The sequence below is a fragment of the Pseudomonas sp. SB113 genome, assembly GCF_040754745.1.
Taxonomy (GTDB): Bacteria; Pseudomonadota; Gammaproteobacteria; order Pseudomonadales; family Pseudomonadaceae; genus Aquipseudomonas; species Aquipseudomonas grimontii.
The window spans coordinates 448,776-468,348 of the sequence record NZ_JBFMHW010000001.1 but is presented as its reverse complement, the minus strand read 5'-3'; the positions used below and the strand labels follow the sequence as shown (position 1 = coordinate 468,348).

Genomic DNA, 19,573 nt, shown 5'->3' with positions numbered 1-19,573 from the left:
GCAGCACCGAAACAAGTAGTAGGCGAAAAAACTAGAGAAAACGAAAGGAGAGGGAACATGTTCGAACTCGTAGACAACATCCCCGCCAGCCCGGTCATTAAAGTGATCGGTGTCGGCGGTGGCGGCGGCAACGCTGTCAACCATATGGTCAAGAGCAACATTGAAGGCGTTGAATTCATCTGCGCCAACACTGATGCCCAGGCGCTGAAAAGCATCGGCGCGCGGACCATCCTGCAATTGGGCACAGCCGTGACCAAAGGCCTCGGCGCTGGCGCCAATCCGGAAGTCGGCCGTCAAGCCGCGCTGGAAGACCGCGAGCGTATTGCTGAAGTGCTGCAGGGCACCAACATGGTGTTCATCACCACTGGCATGGGCGGCGGTACCGGTACCGGTGCAGCGCCAATCATTGCCGAAGTGGCCAAGGAAATGGGGATTCTGACCGTCGCAGTCGTGACTCGTCCGTTCCCGTTCGAAGGTCGCAAGCGCATGCAGATCGCCGACGAAGGTATCCGTCTGCTGTCTGAAAGCGTCGACTCGTTGATCACCATTCCCAACGAGAAACTGCTGACCATCCTGGGCAAGGACGCAAGCCTGCTGTCCGCGTTCGCCAAGGCTGACGACGTACTGGCCGGTGCCGTTCGCGGTATCTCCGACATCATCAAGCGTCCGGGCATGATCAACGTCGACTTTGCCGACGTACGTACTGTCATGAGCGAAATGGGCATGGCGATGATGGGCACTGGCTGCGCCAGCGGTCCTAACCGTGCACGCGAAGCCACTGAAGCGGCCATTCGCAACCCGCTGCTGGAAGACGTGAACCTGCAAGGCGCACGCGGCATCCTGGTGAACATCACCGCCGGTCCTGACCTGTCCCTGGGTGAGTACTCCGACGTGGGTAGCATCATCGAAGCCTTCGCTTCCGAGCACGCCATGGTCAAAGTCGGTACCGTTATCGATCCGGACATGCGCGACGAACTGCACGTGACCGTGGTTGCTACCGGCCTGGGCGCGAAAATCGAGAAGCCTGTGAAGGTCATCGACAATACCGTTCATACCAGCCACGCCAGCCAAGCGGCTGCCGCTCCAGCGCCTTCGCGCCAGGAACTGCCGTCGGTGAACTACCGTGACCTGGACCGTCCGACCGTGATGCGCAACCAGGCTCAGGCCGGTGCTGCGGCGTCCCGTAGCCCGAATCCGCAAGATGATCTGGACTACCTGGACATCCCGGCATTCCTGCGTCGTCAGGCCGATTAATGGAATGTATCAGGGCTATGAAGGTGATTGGTGTTCAGCAAAGGTCTGGTCTGCTATTATCGCCAGCCTTTGTTGATACCAGTTCGCAATTTGCGCTGAAGCGGTCCAAGCCATGATTAAACAACGCACCCTGAAGAATATTATTCGTGCCACAGGTGTAGGTCTGCACTCCGGGGAGAAGGTATACCTGACCCTCAAGCCTGCACCTGTCGACACCGGCATCGTGTTTGTGCGTGCCGACCTGGACCCTGTGGTGCAGATTCCTGCTCGCGCGGAAAATGTTGGCGAAACCACGATGTCGACCACGTTGGTCAACGGTGACGTCAAAGTGGACACGGTGGAGCACTTGCTCTCGGCCATGGCCGGTTTGGGCATCGATAACGCCTACGTCGAGCTCTCCGCGTCCGAAGTCCCTATCATGGATGGCAGCGCTGGACCCTTCGTATTCTTGATTCAATCTGCCGGCCTGGAAGAACAGGACGCAGCCAAGAAGTTCATACGCATTCTGCGGGAAGTGACAGTAGAAGACGGCGACAAGCGCGCCACCTTCGTCCCGTTCGAAGGCTTTAAAGTGAGCTTTGAGATCGATTTCGATCACCCGGTATTCCGTGACCGCACCCAAAGTGCAAGCGTGGATTTTTCCAGCACTTCGTTCGTAAAAGAAGTCAGCCGCGCCCGTACCTTTGGTTTCATGAGTGACATCGAGTACCTGCGCAAGCACAACCTCGCACTCGGCGGCAGCGTTGAAAACGCCATTGTGGTCGACGCGGATGGTGTACTGAACGAAGATGGCCTTCGCTATGAAGACGAATTCGTGAAGCACAAGATCCTCGATGCAATCGGTGACCTCTACCTGCTGGGCAATAGCCTGATAGGCGAGTTCAAAGGCTTCAAGTCGGGCCACGCCCTTAACAACCAGCTGCTGCGCAAGTTGATTGAGCAGACAGACGCTTGGGAAGTCGTGACCTTCGAAGATGCCAGCACCGCACCGATCTCTTACATGCGTCCCGTTGCGGCGGTGTAAGTAACAACTCTCTTTCTTTAGTTTTTAAAGGCTGCCTTCGGGTGGCCTTTTTTATTGCCTGGACACTTCCCTTGCCGGGCGAGCCCGCCCGCCACAAGGGCCGTTTGCGTTATTCAGACTGCAGAGGCGTCCACAATCCGATTGCGCCCCGTGTGCTTGGCCTCATACAACGCACGATCCGCACTGAGCAGCAAAGCCTCCAGGGACATGCGGCTGCGCTTGTCCCAAGTGCTCACGCCGATGCTCGCCGTGATCGGCCGCTCGTCCCCTGCCACCCTTGGCAAATGCTCGATGCTGCTGCGGATATGCTCGGCGATGACCCAGGCACCCTTGGCATCCGTATGGGGCAGTACCACCGCAAATTCCTCGCCGCCATAGCGCGCCGCAAGGTCAGCCGGGCGGCGGATATTGGCGCCGATCACCTGGGCCACGGTGCGCAATGCCGCGTCGCCACCGTGATGGCCATGGCGGTCGTTGAAGGCCTTGAAGTGATCCACGTCGATCATCAGCACGGTCAGTGGTTCGAGCGAACGTTGCGCGCGGTCCCATTCAAGGCGCAGGCGTTCGTCCAGGATGCGGCGGTTGGCCAGGCCGGTCAGGGCATCGGTGGCTGCCAGTTCTGACAGCACACGCTCTGCGCGATAGCGACGCCGCAGTTCCCGGCGCAGCATCCAGGTCAGCCATAACAAACCGATACAGAGAATGCCTGTGGCGCCACCGGTCAGCAAAGCGGCGCGTTTCCAAGGGGCGAATACATCTTCACTGGACAGTGCCACCACCACAATCAGCGGCAGCTCACCCACATTGGTGAAGGTGTACAGGCGCTCCTTGCCACTGATGGCTGAGAGGGCCTGGAAGCTGCCACTGCCTTCACGCAGGATTCTCTTGAAATTCGGCCGCTCGCTCAGGTCCTTGTCGATCATGTCGCGTTCGAGCAACGGCTGTTGGGCCAACAAAATGCCTTTGGTGTTGAGCAGATTCACGCTGCTGCTGTTGCCGATCGTCAGGGTATTGAACAGTTGGTCGAAATACGCCAGGCGCATGGTCGCGACCGCAACGCCGGCAAACTCGCCATTAGGCCCTGACACACGCCGGCTGAATGCCATGCGCCAGACCTGGTCGCAGTCGCAATGGATCTGGAACGGTCGGCTGATAAACAAGCCGGCCTGGGCATCCTTGGCATGCACCTGGAAATAATCGCGGCTGGCAAAGTTGCGCGGGGTGGGGTGCAGGGTGGAGGAGTCGGCGATCACCGCGCCATTGGCGTCCAGCAATAGCACTTCACCCTTGAAAGGTGCTGCCGTGGACAAGTCAAACTGCACCAGGTGCTGGATATTCTCGGCAACCTGCGACAGATCTTCACGTTGCTTGGCGGCAATCAACCCTTTGAGGGCCAGATCGTAGAGTTCGACGTTACGCAGCACGTCGGCGTTGATCAGTTGGGCAATATTGGTGGTTGAACGCGTGGCGGCCTGCAGGGTGCTGGCGTGTTCACGGACCAGCAATACTGCGACGATGATCACAATCAGGACAACGGTGAGACCGCTGCCGAGGATCAGCAGCAATTCGGGGTGTGCAGGCGCGGTACGAACACGGCGTTGACTCATCGGGCAGACTTCAGCGGGGTGAATGCTGGCAGTTTAGTTCTACCCGATGAAAATTAAATCGTTAGTTAAAAAGAAAGATCCGTGGACTCAGAACACGTTAATCGGGTAGTCGACGATCACCCGGTATTCATCCACATCCCGATCCACCGCCGAGTAGCCGTTGCTGCCGCGATTGGTCGCCCATTGCAGGCGCACGGCCAGGTCCTTGGCCTTGCCACCTTGCACCACATACTTTAAATCGATATCCCTTTCCCAGTGTTTGGCGTCCTTGCCATCGGCGCTGTACCAGGCGCTATAGCCACGGCTTTGCGGGTCGACCTTGGTCAGGTCGGTCTTGCCGCTGATGTAGGACACCGCCGAGGTCAGGCCAGGCAGGCCGAGGCCGGCGAAGTCATAGGCGTACTTGAGTTTCCACGAGCGCTCGTTGGGGCCGTTGAAGTCCGAGTACTGCTGGGAATTGTCCAGGTACACGCTATCGCCCTGGCTAATGTAGTCGAACGGCGTGTTGCCGTTAACCCGCTGGTACGCGGCGGTGACGCTGTGGTGACCGACGCCGACGGTGAAGTGCAGGCTGTAGGTGTTGTTGTCGATACCCCCCAGCAGTGACTGGCCGGTGTCCTGGGTGTGGTAGTAGTGCAGGCCCGGGTTGAGGCTGACCAGGTCGTTCAACGCGTAGGTGTAGTCCAGGTCGTAGTAATACTGGTGCCACACGTCCTTGAGTTCGGAGGCATACAGGTTGCTGGTCAGGCCGGGAATACCGCTGAAAGACACACCGGCCCAGTTCATGTGCTGGCTGTCAGTGTTGCTCGGCAATGCGCCATAGCTGGTGCCGATGCGCCGGTGGCCGCTCTGGTTGTAGAGCTTGGTGAAGCTGGCCTGGCCGCCTTCGAGCATCCAGCCGTCGAAGCTGTGGTTGCTCAGGCTTACGCCCCGGAAGGTCTGCGGCAGCATGCGGGTCATGCCGCCGGCGATCACCGGGTTGTTGAGGAACAGGTCGCCGGCCTTCAACTCGGTGTCGAAGGCGCGCATCTTCAAGGTGCCACCTGCGGTGGAGAACGACCCGGGCGCTTTGCCGCTGCCGTCAGTGCTGCCGTAGGGAAGGATGCTGGAACCGTCGGTGCCTCCACCGCCGTCGAGCTTGAGGCCGAGCATGGCGTGGGCGTCCAGGCCGAAGCCGACGGTGCCCTGGGTGTAGCCGGATTCGAAGGTGCCTATAAAACCCTGGCCCCATTCCTTGCTGTCATCGGTGTGGATGTCGCGACGGTCGCGGTTCATGTAGTAGTTGCGGGTGTTGATGTTGAGGTGCGAGCCTTCGACGAAACCGTCGGTGGGGGTAGTGTCTGCCGCGTGGGCAAAGGGGACGATCGTTGCTGCAATCGCGAGGAATAACGGGGTGAACGTCAGCGAGTTCTTCACCGGTACAGCTCCTTTGGTCAATCGAAAACGGCCAATGTCGTGGGGGTGTGCCTGGCCTTTTTTTACGGCAAAAAAAAGCCGCTGAAGTCAGCGGCTTTAAGACAGATTCCCAGTGTAGAGCCCTGGAAATAAGTCGAGGGAAATTCGGGTAAGCGGGTCAGCTGCCTTTGCCGTCGCGCTCATCGATGCGTCAAATTAACGCAGGCGAGCGGTACGATACAGAGTGTAACAAGATAATCACTGTTGCCCAAATCGCAACAGTGCTGGTGTGGGGTTCCCATGTGTGAGGGGGCAAGCCCCCTCCCACATTTGAACGAGTTGTCTAAACCGGGAGGGTAATGCCGAAGGTATTACCACTCACGTCGCTGCGCACGAACACATCGCCGCCATGCATCAGCGCAATCGCCTTGACGATCGCCAGCCCCAAACCGTGATTGGCCCCGCTGTTGCTGCGCGACGCGTCCACCCGATAGAAGCGTTCGAACAGGCGTGGCAGGTGTTCGCTGGCAATCACATCGCCTGGGTTGGTCACGCCGATCGCCACATGATGTTCCAGCACGTCGATGTTTACCTCGATCACCTGTCCGGGCGCAGTGTGTTGTACCGCATTGCTCAGCAGGTTGATCAGCGCGCGGCGCAGGTGGGCTTTCTCGATCTGCACCTGGGCGTCGCCGTGGACCTGCACCCGGACCTGGGCGTCTTCGAGGATGAAGTCCAGGTAGTCGAGGGTGGTGGCTACCTCGTCGGCCAATGAGCTTTCAATCAGCTTGGTGGCCTTGCTGCCCTGGTCGGCGCTGGCGAGGAACAGCATGTCGTTGATGATCGAACGCAGGCGCTCCAGTTCCTCGAGGTTCGATTGCAGCACCTCGAAATAATGCTCGGCCGAACGCCCGCGAGTCAGGGCGACCTGGGTCTGGCCGATCAGGTTGGTGAGCGGCGAGCGCAGTTCGTGGGCGACGTCGGCGTTGAACGACTCCAGGCGCGAGTAGGCCTGTTCCACGCGGTCCAGGGTGGAGTTGAACGAGTTGACGAACTGGCTCAGCTCCGGCGGCAGCGGCGACAGTTGCAGGCGCCCGGAGAGCTTCGGCGGCGCCAGCTTCTGTGCTTCATCCGAGAGTTTGCTCAGCGGCTTGAGGCCAATGCGCGACACCCAGAACCCCAGCAGCGCCGCCAGCACCACGCCGACCAGCGCCAGGCTGACCAGCGCCACCAGCAGATGGTGCTGGGTGGCGCGGAAGTTTTCGGTGTCGATGGCGATCATGAAACGCAGCGGTGGGCGTTGGTCCTTGGCCGGGAACTGGCTCACCAGCACCTTGAACGGGTATTCGCGCCCCGGCAGGCGCAGATCGCGCTTACCCGTCGGGCCTTCGGCGAAGGCGCGGATCTGCGCATCGGGGTTGCCATACTCGTAGTTCGGATCGCTGCTGACCACCCAGAAGCGGATACGCTTGTCTTCCTCACCCAATAATTTGAGCTTGGCTTGAATCTTCACCCAATGGTCCGGTGTACCGAAGCGGTTCACAGAGGACTCCAACACGCTGTAGCGCGCATCCAGCTCCGCCCCTGGCAGCAAGCCCAGGCTGCGATCCACCTGCTGATAGAGCACGCCGCCGATCAACAGGAATATCAGCGCCGCCACCAGGGTGAACATGCTGCTCAGACGCAGGGCAATGGAGTTAGCCGACACTACGATTCTCCAGCACATAACCCATGCCGCGAATGGTGTGCAGCAGCTTGTGTTCGAACGGCCCGTCAAGCTTGGCGCGCAGGCGCTTGATCGCCACCTCCACGACGTTGGCGTCGCTGTCGAAATTGATGTCCCAGACCATTTCTGCAATCGAGGTCTTGGAGAGGATCTCGCCTTGGCGCCGCGCCAATACGCTGAGCAACGAGAACTCCTTCGCGGTCAGGTCCAGGCGCACGCCGTTGCGGCTGGCCTTGCGGCTGATCAGGTCGATCCACAGGTCGGCGACGGTCACTTGTACCGGCTCGTGGCCGCCGCTGCGGCGGGTCAGGGCTTGCAGGCGCGCCACCAGTTCAAGGAATGAAAACGGTTTGCCGAGGTAATCGTCGGCGCCTTCGCGTAGCCCGCGGATACGGTCTTCCACGCGCTCGCGGGCGGTGAGCATGATCACCGGCGTCTGCTTGCGCGCACGCAAGGCTCGCAATACGCCAAAGCCATCGAGGCCGGGCAGCATCACGTCGAGCACGATCACCGCATAATCGTTCTCCAGCGCCAGGTGCAGGCCCTCGACGCCCTCGCGCGCCACGTCGACGGTGTAGCCTTGCTCCGTCAGGCCACGGTGCAGGTAGTCGGCGGTTTTTTCTTCATCTTCAACAATCAGTACGCGCATGAGCCTTTTGCTCCAGGGCGGTGCCTTGGCCTCAGTGTGTGGTCGCCAGCTCGGCAGCTGGTTTGGGCCGGTGGAAAATTTTCTCAAGGTACAAGTATATGACTGGTGTGGTGAACAACGTCAGCGCCTGGCTCACCAGCAAGCCGCCGACCACCGCGATGCCCAGGGGCTGGCGCATTTCCGCACCGGGGCCGGCGCCGAGCATCAGCGGTACCGCGCCGAGCAGGGCGGCGAGGGTGGTCATGATGATCGGGCGGAACCGCGTGACGCAGGCTTCATAGATCGCTTCCTCCGGCGGCAACCCGCGTACCCGCTGGGCGTCCAGGGCGAAGTCGATCATCAGGATGCCATTCTTCTTCACGATGCCGATCAGCAGCACCAGGCCGATCAGCGCCATGATCGAAAAGTCCTGGCCCATCAGCGACAGCATGATCAGCGCGCCCAACCCCGCCGAGGGCAAGGTGGAGATAATCGTCAGTGGGTGCACGAAGCTCTCATACAACACGCCCAGAATGATGTAGACCGCCACCAGCGCCGCGAGGATCAGCCAGGGCTGGCTGGCCAGCGAACTCTGGAACGCCTGGGCCGCGCCCTGGAAGTTGCCGATGATGGTGGTCGGCATGCCGATTTCATTCTTGGCCTGGTTGAGCATGATCACCGCATCGCCCAGCGCCACACCGGGGGCCAGGTTGAACGACAGGTTGGCGGCCGGGAACATGCCGTCATGGCTGATGGACAAGGGCCCCACGGTCGGCGGGTCGACCTTGGCCACCGCCGACAACGGCACCATCTCATTGGTCAACGGCGAGCGCAGGTAGAAGTAATTCAGGCTTTCGGCCTTGCCGCGCTGTTGGGTGTCGAGCTCCAGCACCACCTGGTACTGGTTGATCTCGGTCTGGAACTCGTTGATCTGGCGCTGGCCGAAGGCGTCGTACAGCGCCTGGTCGACATCGGTGGCGGTCAGGCCAAAGCGCGCGGCGGCCTGACGGTCGATGCTGATATGGGTGATGCTGCCGCCCAGTTGCAGATCGTTGGACAGGTCGCGAAAGGCCGGGTTGGCGCGCAGTTTTTCGGTCAGGCGTTGGGTCCAGGTGTTGAGTGTCGGGCCGTCATTGCTCTTGAGTACGTACTGGTACTGGGCGCGGCTGGGGCCGGAGCTGAGGTTGATGTCCTGGCCGGCGCGCAGGTACAGCACGATGCCCGGCACTTTCGCCAGCTTGGGCCGGATGCGGTCGATGAACTGGCTGGCGGACACGTCGCGATCGCCCCGGTCTTTCAAGGCGATCCAGAAGCGGCCATTGGCGATGGTCTGGTTGCTGCCGGTCACGCCCACCGAATGGGAAAACGCCTGGACCGCCGGGTCGTCCTTGACGATCTCGGCCAGGGCCTTGTGCTTGGCGACCATGTCCGGGTACGACACATCGGCCGCCGCTTCGCTGGTGCCGAGCACAAAACCGGTGTCCTGTACCGGAAAGAAGCCCTTGGGAATAAACACGTAGCCGACCACGGCCAGGGCCAGGGTCACCACGAAAATGGCGGCCATGGTGCGTTGATGGGCCAGCGCGCGGCGCAGGTTGCGCGCATAGCCGGCCAGCAGGCGTTCGCTGAAGCCGGGTTTGTCGTGGGCGGGATGGGTCGGGGCGCGCATGAACAGCGCTGCCAATGTCGGCGCCAGGGTCAACGAGACCACCACCGAAATCAGGATGGTCGAGGTGGCCGTCAGTGCGAATTCCTTGAACAACCGTCCGACCACACCGCCCATGAACAGCAGCGGAATAAACGCCGCCACCAGCGAGAAGCTGATGGACACCACCGTAAAGCCAATCTCTCCGGCGCCCTTGATCGCCGCTTCGCGCTTGTCGAGCCCGGCTTCGCGGTGGCGGTGAATGTTCTCCACCACCACGATGGCATCATCGACCACAAAGCCCACGGCGATCACGATTGCCACCAGGGTCAGGTTGTTCAGGCTGAAGCCCATCAGGTACATCAGCGCAAAACTGGCGACCAGCGACACGCCGAGCACGCTGGACACAATCAGCGTCGCCGACAACTGGCGCAGGAACAGCGCCATCACCGCCACCACCAACAGGATGGCGATCAGCAGGGTCACCTCAACTTCATGCAGGGACGCGCGGATGGTCTTGGTGCGGTCAGACAATACGCTGACCTGCACCGAGGCCGGCAGCATGCCTTGCAGGCGCGGCAGTTCGGCCTGGATGCGGTCTACGGTCTCGACAATGTTGGCGCCGGGCTGGCGCGAAATCACCAGGTTGACGCCCGGCGTGTCGCCGGACCAAGCCTGCACGTAGGCGTTTTCCGAACCGTTGATGACTTTGGCAATATCGCGCAATTGCACCGGTGCACCGTCCTTGTAGGACACGATCAACTGCGCGTAGTCCTCCGGATGGAACAGCTGGTCGTTGGTCGACAGGGTCGACACGCTGTTCTGCCCGTAGATCGCGCCCTTGGCCAGGTTGAGGCTCGATTGCTGGATGGCCAGGCGAATATCGGCCAGGGTCAGGCCGATGGCCGCGAGTTTGTCGGGGGAAGCCTGCACGCGGATCGCCGGGCGTTGCTGGCCGGTGATGTTGATCTGGCCGACACCGTCGATCTGGCTGATCTGCCGCGCCAGCAGGGTTTCCACATAGTCGCTCAGCTCGGTGCTGGGCATGCTGTCGGAGCTGACACTGAGGATGAGTACCGGGCTGTCCGCCGGGTTGACCTTCTTCCAGGTGGGCAGGCTTGGCATGTCGCTGGGCAGCTTGCCGGAGGCGGTGTTGATCGCCGCCTGCACTTCTTGCGCGGCGGTGTCGATGCTCTTGTCGAGGGTGAATTGCAGCGTCAGCAGGCTTGAGCCCAAGGCACTGCTGGAGGTCATCTGGGTCATGCCGGGGATGGCGCTGAACTGCACTTCCAGCGGCGTCGCCACCGAGGAGGCCATGGTATCCGGGCTGGCGCCGGGCAATTGTGCGGTGACCTGGATCGTCGGAAATTCCGCTTCCGGCAGTGGCGCGATGGCCAGGCGCGGGAAGGCAATGATCCCGAGCAGCACCAGGGCGAAGGTCAGCAGCAGGGTGGCGACCGGGTGGTCGACGCACCAGGCTGACGGCGAGCGGCTCATGGCTGCACCTTGGCGTCGACGGTCTGGATCACCTGCGGTGGTTCCTTGAGCACCTCCACCTGGGCTCCGGCCTTGAGCCGCGACTGCCCATCACTGACCAGCACGTCACCGGCCTGCACACCCTTGATGATGTTCACGTCGCTGTTTTGATAGGTGACTTGCACTGGCACCACGTCGACCTTGTCCCCGTTGACCCGGTACACGAAGTGCGAATCCAGGCCGCGTTGCACCACGGTCGGCGGCACCACCAAGGCATTTTTGTCGAGGGCCGTCTGGATCTTGATGGTCACCAGTTGCCCCGGCCACAGGCGTTGCGAGGCGTTGTTGAACTCGGCCTTGGCGCGCAGGGTGCCGGTGGTGGAGCTGATCTGGTTGTCGATCAGGCTCAAGTGGCCTTCCCCCAGCAAATCACCGGTCTGGCCGTCGGTGTCGGCACCCAGGTAGGCGTCGACGCTGGCCTGGGTCGGTGCGGCGATCAGGCCTTGCAGGGTCGGCAGCATCTGTTGCGGCAGAGAGAACTCAACGGCAATCGGGTCGATCTGGGTCACTGAGAACAGGCCCTGGGTATCGCTGGTGCGCAGGAAGTTGCCTTCATCCACATTGCGAATACCGACGCGGCCGCTGACGGGTGAGCGAATCTGGGTGTAGGAAAGCTGGACCTGGGCTGCATCGATTGCGGCCCGGTTTCCTTGGGCGGTGGCCTTGAGCTGGTTGACCAGGGCTTGTTGCTGGTCGTAGGTCTGCTTGGACACGCCGTCGTCGACGCTCAATTCCTTGTAGCGCTTGAGGTTGACCAGCGCCACCTGCAACTGCGCCTGGCTCTCGCCCAGTTGCGCCTTGGCTTGGTCGAGACTGGCGCGGATCGAGCGATCATCGATTCTGGCCAGCAAGTCGCCGACCTTGACCAACTGGCCTTCCTTGACCTGCAACTGGGTGAGAATGCCGTCGACTTGCGGGCGAATGACCACACTGTGCAAGGACAACACTGTGCCGATGCCGCTGACAAAGCGTGGAACGTCCTGCTGCGCTACGCTCACCACCCGCACCGGGATCGCGGTCGGTGCCGCCAGTTTGGCCTTGGCTGGCCGGGTCAGTGCCCATGCTGCAATCGCCACGACCACGAGGACACCCACGATCAGGGCAGTTTTTCGTTGAATGTGCATGGAAAGACGCCGTTGGCGCAGTTGCAAGTGTCAAGCTGCAAGCTGCAAGTTGAAGTTTGGATAGCAGCTTTATAGCGGGGATAACCGGTCAGGATCGTGACGGCAAACTGACAGCCATGACAGCTAAGGCTTTTAACTTGCCGCTTGAAGCTTACCGCTTGCACCTCCGGCCCCGCTATACTCGCGCTTTTACACCAATCGCTGCGCCGGAGCCCTTATGACTTCCCCGACACAACCCCCTGTTGAAGCGACCGACATCGTCGATTCGGCCAGCGCCGAAGGCGTTGAAAAAGCCGAGATCCCGGCGTTCAAGTTTCCGTTCAAGCCGGGTGAGCTGGCGGGGGCGAGGAATGCGGCCCAACCGTGGTACAAAAACGGCGCCAAGAATGGCCATACCAAGTCGCCAGGCATGGCGCCGCCGGGTACGCGTCGTTCGATGGGTAAACGCTGAGGTTAACAAGTCGCACGTTTTGTCGACTATTGCCTACAGCTTCTGCTGAAATTTCTGATTGTAGGCCTACGACCGTTTCTTGAAAGCTTGCACAGCCTTTGCTCTGCCCCAGTGGTTTCAGGGGGAGTGGGGTGATGCTGGTCTTTCCGGAAAAGGACGACGCCCTTGGCCCTGATACACATCTGTGTAATGTTTGCGCTGTTGCTTTCGACTGATGCCTCTGCGGCCGATGATCAACCGCAGCGTGAAATCCGTTTCGCCGTTGCCGCACAATTTCCCCCCTTCCAGAGCCGCGACCCGCAAGGGCAGCTGATAGGCTTGAATATCGAGCTGGGCAACGCCCTGTGCGTGCAGATGAATGCACGTTGCATCTGGGTCGACCAGGTACTTGCCGAAGATTTCACCTCCCTTGAAGCCAGGAAATTCGACGCGATCATGGGGATGGCGCCAACGTCGCAACGGCGACGTTGGGTGAGCTTCACCGATAACCTCTACCCGTTCACCACGCGCCTGGTGGCGCGCAGTACGTCCGGCTTGCAGCCCCGTGCAGTGTCGCTCAGGGGCAAGCGCGTCGGCGTGTTGCTGGGCAGCAATCGCGAGGCTTTTGCCCTGTCGGCGTGGGCGCCCGGGGGCGTCATCGTCAAGAGTTTCTGGCTCAATAGTGAACTGGTACGCAGCCTTATAGCCGGCGAAATTGATGCGACCCTGCAAGGCACCGTGGAAATTCGTGAAGCCCTGCTCGACACTGAAGACGGTCACGATTTCGACTTCGCAGGCCCCGCCGTTTCGTCCGCGCTTTTGGGGGATGGCGTGGCCATCGCGGTGCGCAAGCCCGACACGGCATTGCGCAACGAACTCAACTGCGCCCTTGAACAGCTGAAGCAGAGCGGCGAGTACCTGAGGATTATCCAACCCTACCGCCTTGACGCCTTTCCTGCCGAGCAGTGACGGCTGATTAATCGTGACCGCCGCGCGACGTGGCCGGCAAGGTTTACGCCGCCCGCAGCGAGATAAACGCATAGTTGGCCGGCACCTCGGTGGCAATCTGCGCGCCGGCATCCAGCAACTGTTCGGCGATGTCCATTCCCGATACATGGAACACCCACTCATTGGCCATGGACGGCTGATCCACCGCCAGTTCAATCGCCTGGGCAAACGCGCCCATGTCCGGCAGGTACGCGGTAAACCCATCCCCCTTGAGCGCCGTGGTGCGAATGCCCAGCAAGGCGCACACCGCCTCCTTGGTCTGCACGTCGTCTCGGTCGGCCTGGCGCGAGCGCTGGATCAGGTCCGCCAGCTCCTGGTCCACCAATTCACCACCGACGATCAACGCCGGGCCCTGTTCCCAGGATTCCGGTGGGCAATCCTTGGCAGCGGGGCTGAGCGGGATATGCGGGTTGATCTCCATCGGGTAGATGCGGCACACCAACGGGCGACGCTCATAAATGCGGCACAGGTTATCTGCGTCAAGATTCCGGCAGCGCCCGGCGTTGTAGGCGGCAAAGGTGATTGCCACAAACGCCTCGGTGTTGCCGCTGGGTACCACCACCGAGCGGCGCTCGGCATGTTCGCGCTGCTGCTGAGGCAGGCCCAGGCCACTGCTCAGGAAGCCTTCCACCAAAACGATGACGTTACCGCCGTCAGCCGCCCATTGGCGGGCTTCCTGGAGGGTCAGGGGCACGTGATGATCGCTGCAGCATTTGCCGCAACCGACGCAGGAAAAATGGGTGTTCATGGCGGATCTGTCACCAGGCTAGGTCAGAGGGCACGCAGGAACGGTGACGGGTTTTTACCTCTATCCACCGTAGTGCTGCTCTGGAAGCAAGTTATGCGCCAGCACCTGTCAGTCGTCGGCGACCACATCGCGCAACACAAAGACCATGCCCGCGCTTTCGTACAGTTGTCGGGCGCGCAGGTTGCTCTCCAGCACCTTCAGGTCGACGTAGGGTTCGCCGCGTTGCTTGAACACCTGGAAGCAGTGCAGCAACAACGCCCGGCCCAAGCCTTGGCCTTGAGCGCAAGGATGCACGGACAGGTTCTTGATAAACGCGCTGGTCCAGCACTGCGCCACGCCGAGAATGCCATCGCCGTTGCTGGCTACCAGGCATAGCGTGGGGTCGAATTCGGCATCGGTGATGAACTGATGCTGCCAGGCTTGCAGATGAGGAACGCGGCCACCCCCTTGCTCCTGGGTCATGCGCAGCACAGCATGGATCGCCGGGGCCAGCTCGTCGCGGTAATGATCCAACTGCGTATGGGCCGGCCATTGCGGCGCAGGCAGGCTGCCGGTGAGATCGCGGCGCAGCAGTTGGAAATACTCCGCCACGGGTTAAAGTCCCTGTTGCGCCACAGTCTGGGCGGCTATCACCAGGCACTTGGTCAGTTCGGGCGAGGAGAACTTGGTCAGCACCGCGTTGGCACCGGCCAGGCGCGCCTTTTCGCTGTTCATCGCGCTGTCCAGCGAGGTATGCAGCAACACGTAAAGATCCTGGAAATCCGGGGTTTCGCGCAGGGTGCGGGTCAGGGCGTAACCGTCCATTTCGGACATCTCGATGTCCGACACCACCACATTGATCTGCGCGGCGGTGCCTTGCAGCTCCAGCAGCACATCGATGGCTTCCTTCGCGCTGCGTGCGGTGTGGCAGGTCAGGCCGAGGTTGCGCAGGGTGTGCACCGACTGCTGCAAGGCGACCTGGCTGTCATCCACCACCAGGATCCGCGCATTGCCGAGCACTTCCGCCTCTTCCATGGTCAGGTCGGTGGGTGCCGCTTCAATCGGCGCCGGGGCGATACCGTGGATGACTTTTTCGATGTCCAGCACCTGCACCAGGCCGCCTTCCACCTGGGTCACCCCGGTGATGAACGCACGGTTGCCGCCGGAGCCGTAGGGCGGCGGGCGGATGTCGGTGGTCAGGCAGTGCACGATCTTGCTGACGGCCTGCACATGCAGGCCCTGCTTGGAACGGCTCACGTCGGTGACGATCAGGCAGCCTCCGTCCGGATCTTCCAGGGGCATTTCCCCCAGGGCGCGGCTCAGGTCGATCACCGCCAACGAGTTGCCACGCAGGGTGGCGATGCCTTTGACGTGCGGGTGGGACTCCGGCAGCTTGGTCAGCGGCGGGCAAGGGATGATTTCGCTGACTTTCAGCAGGTTGATGGCCATCAGCTTGCCGCTGCGCAAGGTAAAGAGCAGAAGCGAGAGTGAGTCTGCGCGGGCTTTGGTGGTGGACATAAAAACCTTCTGTGGATCAGGGATGACGAACTTCTATTGAGTGTTATCGACCCATTCGCCGGAAACTGTAGGAGCGATCAAGGCCCTTAACATCAGCCCTTCCACACCTGCGGGTTCACCAGGTCCTGCGGGCGCTGGCCCAGCAGGGCGCTGCGCAGATTGTCCAACGCGCGGTTGGCCATGGCTTCGCGGGTTTCATGGGTCGCCGAGCCGATGTGCGGCAGGGTCACTGCATTGCTCAGCTGGAACAGTGGCGATTCGGCCAGCGGCTCCTGCTCATACACATCCAGCCCGGCACCGCGAATGGTCTGGTTTTGCAGGGCCTGGATCAGCGCCGGTTCGTCGACCACCGGGCCACGGGAAATATTGATCAGGATTGCGCTGGATTTCATCAGCCCCAGCTCGCGGGTGCTGATCAGGTGGCGGGTCTTGTCGCTCAACGGTACCACCAGGCAGACGAAATCCGCCTCGGCCAGCAACTGGTCCAGGCTGCGGAACTGCGCGCCCAGCTCCTGTTCCAGCGCGGTCTTGCGGCTGTTGCCGCTGTACAGGATCGGCATATTGAAGCCCAGGCGCCCACGACGGGCCACGGCCGCGCCGATATTGCCCATGCCGACGATACCGAGGGTCTTGCCATGCACGTCACAGCCAAACAGCGGCGCGCCGACGCTGGCTTTCCACTGGCCGGCCTTGGTCCAGGCGTCCAGCTCGGCGACCCGGCGCGCGCTGCTCATCAGCAGGGCGAAGGCCAGGTCGGCGGTGCTTTCGGTGAGTACGTCGGGGGTGTTGGTGAGCATGATCCCGCGCTCGTTGAAGTACGGCACGTCGTAGTTGTCGTAGCCCACCGACACGCTGGAGACCACCTCCAGCTTGCTCGCGCCTTCGAGTTGCGCGCGGCCCAGCTTGCGACCCACGCCAATCAAACCGTGGGCGTGGGGCAGGGCTTCATTGAATTGAGCGTTAATATCGCCCAGCTTGGGGTTGGGGGCGATCACGTCGAAATCCTGTTGCAGGCGTTCGATCATTTCCGGGGTGACACGGCTGAAGGCGAGGACTGTCTTTTTCATTGCAGGCGGGCTCATCGACTACGGAAGAATGCCAAGCACGCTAACATTCCTGCCGGCAATTGTCAGGACACGGACCCATGTGGGAGGGGGCTTGCCCCCGATAGCAGTGGATCAGTCAATACATCTGGCGACTGGCACACCGCCATCGGGGGCAAGCCCCCTCCCACATTTGATCCACATTATCTGTTGGAAATCAGTTCACCAGCCGCGCACCGCTGAGGCTGCCGCTCAACTCATACGCCACTAGCTCCGCCTGGTGCGCCGCCAGGATCTCCGGCAGCGAGCCGCGCAGGTATTCCACCCAGGTCTTGATCTTCGCATCCAGGTACTGGCGCGAGGGGTAGATGGCGTACAGGTTCAGTTCCTGGGAACGGTAGGTGGGCATGACCCGCACCAATGTGCCGTTGCGCAAGCCTTCGATGGCCGCATATACCGGCAACAGGCCGACGCCCATGCCGCTGGTGATCGCGGTTTTCATCGCGTCGGCCGAGTTGACCAGGAACGGCGATGTATTGATCGCCACGCTTTCCTGGCCTTCGGGGCCGTTAAAGGTCCACTTGTCCAGCTGGATCACCGGGCTGACCAGGCGCAGGCAGGCGTGGTTGAGCAAGTCGTGGGGGCGATGGGCACAGCCCTTGGCCTTGACGTAGTCCGGCGAGGCGCAGGCGATGCTGTAGGTGATGCCCAGGCGTTGGGAGACGAAGCCCGAATCCGGCAGCTCACTGGCCAGCACGATGGACACGTCGTAGCCCTCGTCCAACAGGTCCGGCACGCGGTTGGCCAGGGTCAGGTCGAAGGTCACGTCGGGGTGAGTGCGGCGGTAGCGGGCAATCGCGTCGATGACGAAATGCTGGCCGATGCCGGTCATGGTGTGCACCTTCAACTGCCCGGCGGGGCGGGCGTGGGCGTCGCTGGCTTCGGCTTCGGCTTCTTCGACGTAGGCCAGGATCTGCTCACAGCGCAGCAGGTAGCGTTTACCGGCCTCGGTGAGGGCAATTCGGCGGGTGGTGCGATTGAGCAAGCGGGTTTGCAGATGGGCCTCAAGATTGGAGACCGCGCGCGAGACGTTGGCGGTGGTGGTGTCCAGTTGTGCGGCGGCGGCGGTGAAGCTGCCCGCTTCAGCCACGCAACTGAAGGCGCGCATGTTTTGCAAAGTGTCCATGGAGAGTTCTCAGGGGAGATACCAAATTGTGACAGAAAGTTACGCTGTCCAGTGATCCCTACCAACGGATTATCGCTTGAACGGTAACAAAGATTCACAGGAATGCCAGCTTATCGTCCTCCATGCCGCCGCCTAGAATTGCGCCACCTCTCCCCGCAACACCACCTCAGGAATTCGTTCGCCGTGCCGCGTCGCATCAGCAGAGAGCTGAAGACTCTCATTTACAGGGAGCTGAAGGCTCTCAGTGTCTGCGCCTTATCGTTAGCAATCAGCGGCTGCATCGGAACCGGAGGAATCGCCCCCCAAGGCCAGGCTCTCAACGCCACTACCCTGGCCACCGACGAAGCGATCCGCAGCGCCGCCCAGGACGCCCACTGGCCCACCGCGCAATGGTGGCAGGCCTACGGCGACCCGCAACTCAACCACTGGGTCGAACTCGCCACCCAAAGCAGCCCGAGCATGGCCATGGCCGCCGCGCGGGTGCGGGAAGCGCGGGCCATGGCCGGGGTTGTCGAGTCGGCCGAGTCGCTGCAGATCAACGGTGATACCAGCCTCAAACGCCACAATTGGCCGAAGGATCAGTTCTACGGCCCTGGTGAATTGAGCGGTGCCAACACCTGGGACAACAATGCATCCCTGGGCTTGAGCTACGCCCTCGACCTGTGGGGCCGCGAAAGCAACGCCACTGAACGTGCCGTCGACCTGGCCCACATGAGCGCCGCCGAAGCACGCCAGGCCCAACTCGAACTGCAGAACAACGTGGTGCGCGCCTATATCCAGCTGTCGTTGCATTACGCCAATCGCGATATCGTCGCAGCGACCCTGGCCCAGCAACAGCAGATCCTCGACCTGGCCAACAAACGCCTGAACGCCGGGATCGGCACGCATTTCGACGTGAGCCAGGCCGAAACGCCACTGCCGGAAACCCATCGCCAATTGGATGCCCTGGACGAAGAAATCGCCCTGAGCCGTAACCAGCTGGCGGCGCTTGCCGGTAAAGGTCCGGGGGAGGGGGCCACGTTACAGCGTCCGACGTTGTCCCTCGCCGCACCGCTGAAACTGCCTTCGAGCCTGCCCGCGCAATTGCTCGGCCAGCGCCCGGATGTGGTCGCCAGCCGTTGGCAGGTGGCGGCGCAAGCCCGTGGCATCGATGTCGCCCACGCCGGTTTCTACCCCAACGTCGACCTGGTCGGCAGCCTAGGCTACATGGCCACCGGCGGTGGCATGCTGGCGTTTCTCGCCGGCAAGAAATTCAACTACAGCGTCGGCCCGGCGATCACCTTGCCGATCTTCGACGGTGGCCGCCTGCGTGCGGAGCTGGGTGAAGCCAGCGCCGGCTATGACATCGCCGTGGCGCGCTACAACCAGACCCTGGTCAACGCGCTCAAGGGCATCAGCGACCAGTTGATCCGCCGTGAGTCCATGGACAAGCAAGCCGCATTTGCCGCGCAGTCGGTGGCCTCGGCGCAGAAGACCTACGACATCGCGATGATCGCCTACCAGCGCGGCCTCACCGATTACCTCAATGTGCTCAACGCCCAGACCTTGCTGTTTCGCCAACAACAGGTCGAGCAACAGGTACAGGCCGCGCGGCTTGGCGCCCATGCCGAACTGGTAACCGCACTGGGTGGCGGCCTCGACGCCGGCAAAGACGTACCGCAAGACGCCAGAACCCTCCCGAGCAAGACCCCGGCGGCGCTTGCCGTGTTTGATCACTGAGTA

At 61.6% G+C, this 19,573-nt stretch carries 16 protein-coding genes; 5 read left to right on the top strand and 11 right to left on the bottom strand.

Annotated features, from left to right (window positions below):
- Window positions 1–57: 57 nt before the first annotated feature.
- Window positions 58–1,254: a cell division protein FtsZ gene (gene ftsZ / locus AB1462_RS02160; protein ID WP_053131424.1), complete on the top strand. Its 1,197-nt coding sequence runs from the start codon at window positions 58–60 to the stop codon at window positions 1,252–1,254.
- Between the two features lie 112 nt (window positions 1,255–1,366).
- The gene (lpxC, locus tag AB1462_RS02155; RefSeq protein WP_003171886.1) at window positions 1,367–2,278 is read left to right on the top strand and encodes a UDP-3-O-acyl-N-acetylglucosamine deacetylase; all 912 of its coding nucleotides are present in this window, start codon (window positions 1,367–1,369) and stop codon (window positions 2,276–2,278) included.
- A gap of 113 nt (window positions 2,279–2,391) precedes the next feature.
- Here the strand turns inward: lpxC and AB1462_RS02150 are convergent, their stop codons facing one another.
- From AB1462_RS02150 to AB1462_RS02125, 6 genes are all read right to left on the bottom strand, one after another.
- Window positions 2,392–3,885: a sensor domain-containing diguanylate cyclase gene (locus AB1462_RS02150; RefSeq protein ID WP_315336754.1), complete on the bottom strand. Its 1,494-nt coding sequence runs from the start codon at window positions 3,883–3,885 to the stop codon at window positions 2,392–2,394.
- 87 nt (window positions 3,886–3,972) lie between these two features.
- Entirely contained in the window at window positions 3,973–5,301 is a 1,329-nt protein-coding gene (locus AB1462_RS02145) for an OprD family porin (protein WP_090409292.1), read from the bottom strand.
- A 322-nt stretch (window positions 5,302–5,623) separates the two neighbouring features.
- Complete coding sequence (locus tag AB1462_RS02140; protein WP_090409289.1) at window positions 5,624–6,988, bottom strand: heavy metal sensor histidine kinase; 1,365 nt, start codon at window positions 6,986–6,988, stop codon at window positions 5,624–5,626.
- Window positions 6,978–7,655 carry a heavy metal response regulator transcription factor gene (locus AB1462_RS02135; protein ID WP_024073527.1) on the bottom strand — a complete coding sequence of 226 codons (678 nt, stop codon included), beginning with the start codon at window positions 7,653–7,655 and terminating at the stop codon, window positions 6,978–6,980. Before AB1462_RS02135 ends, AB1462_RS02140 begins: the two co-directional genes overlap by 11 nt.
- Window positions 7,656–7,686: 31 nt before the next feature.
- Entirely contained in the window at window positions 7,687–10,776 is a 3,090-nt protein-coding gene (locus AB1462_RS02130; RefSeq protein WP_367246079.1) for a multidrug efflux RND transporter permease subunit, read from the bottom strand.
- Window positions 10,773–11,939, bottom strand: a complete 1,167-nt coding sequence (locus AB1462_RS02125; protein WP_367246077.1) for an efflux RND transporter periplasmic adaptor subunit — start codon at window positions 11,937–11,939, stop codon at window positions 10,773–10,775. Before AB1462_RS02125 ends, AB1462_RS02130 begins: the two co-directional genes overlap by 4 nt.
- A 217-nt stretch (window positions 11,940–12,156) precedes the next feature.
- On the opposite strand from AB1462_RS02125, the gene AB1462_RS02120 reads away from it, so the two are divergent.
- Together AB1462_RS02120 and AB1462_RS02115 are read left to right on the top strand one after the other, a co-directional pair.
- Window positions 12,157–12,390 carry a hypothetical protein gene (locus AB1462_RS02120; protein ID WP_090409281.1) on the top strand — a complete coding sequence of 78 codons (234 nt, stop codon included), beginning with the start codon at window positions 12,157–12,159 and terminating at the stop codon, window positions 12,388–12,390.
- 165 nt (window positions 12,391–12,555) lie between these two features.
- On the top strand, window positions 12,556–13,338 hold the full coding sequence (locus AB1462_RS02115; protein WP_367246075.1) for a transporter substrate-binding domain-containing protein: 783 nt from the start codon (window positions 12,556–12,558) through the stop codon (window positions 13,336–13,338).
- 43 nt (window positions 13,339–13,381) lie between these two features.
- On the opposite strand, the gene AB1462_RS02110 is transcribed toward AB1462_RS02115, so the two are convergent.
- From AB1462_RS02110 to AB1462_RS02090, 5 genes are all read right to left on the bottom strand, one after another.
- The gene (locus tag AB1462_RS02110) at window positions 13,382–14,125 is read right to left on the bottom strand and encodes a YkgJ family cysteine cluster protein (RefSeq protein WP_259192231.1); all 744 of its coding nucleotides are present in this window, start codon (window positions 14,123–14,125) and stop codon (window positions 13,382–13,384) included.
- A 108-nt stretch (window positions 14,126–14,233) separates the two neighbouring features.
- Window positions 14,234–14,716, bottom strand: coding sequence for a GNAT family N-acetyltransferase (locus AB1462_RS02105; RefSeq protein ID WP_259192229.1), 483 nt, complete (start codon window positions 14,714–14,716; stop codon window positions 14,234–14,236).
- A 3-nt stretch (window positions 14,717–14,719) separates the two neighbouring features.
- A complete protein-coding gene (locus AB1462_RS02100) occupies window positions 14,720–15,622 on the bottom strand; it encodes a chemotaxis protein CheV (protein ID WP_090409269.1) in 903 nt (300 codons plus the stop codon).
- Between the two features lie 92 nt (window positions 15,623–15,714).
- Window positions 15,715–16,689: a D-glycerate dehydrogenase gene (locus AB1462_RS02095; protein ID WP_090409267.1), complete on the bottom strand. Its 975-nt coding sequence runs from the start codon at window positions 16,687–16,689 to the stop codon at window positions 15,715–15,717.
- A gap of 193 nt (window positions 16,690–16,882) precedes the next feature.
- A complete protein-coding gene (locus AB1462_RS02090; RefSeq protein ID WP_259192220.1) occupies window positions 16,883–17,851 on the bottom strand; it encodes a LysR family transcriptional regulator in 969 nt (322 codons plus the stop codon).
- A gap of 183 nt (window positions 17,852–18,034) precedes the next feature.
- Between AB1462_RS02090 and AB1462_RS02085 the strand changes: the two genes are divergently transcribed.
- The gene (locus tag AB1462_RS02085; protein WP_259192213.1) at window positions 18,035–19,570 is read left to right on the top strand and encodes an efflux transporter outer membrane subunit; all 1,536 of its coding nucleotides are present in this window, start codon (window positions 18,035–18,037) and stop codon (window positions 19,568–19,570) included.
- The last annotated feature ends 3 nt before the right edge of the window (window positions 19,571–19,573 follow it).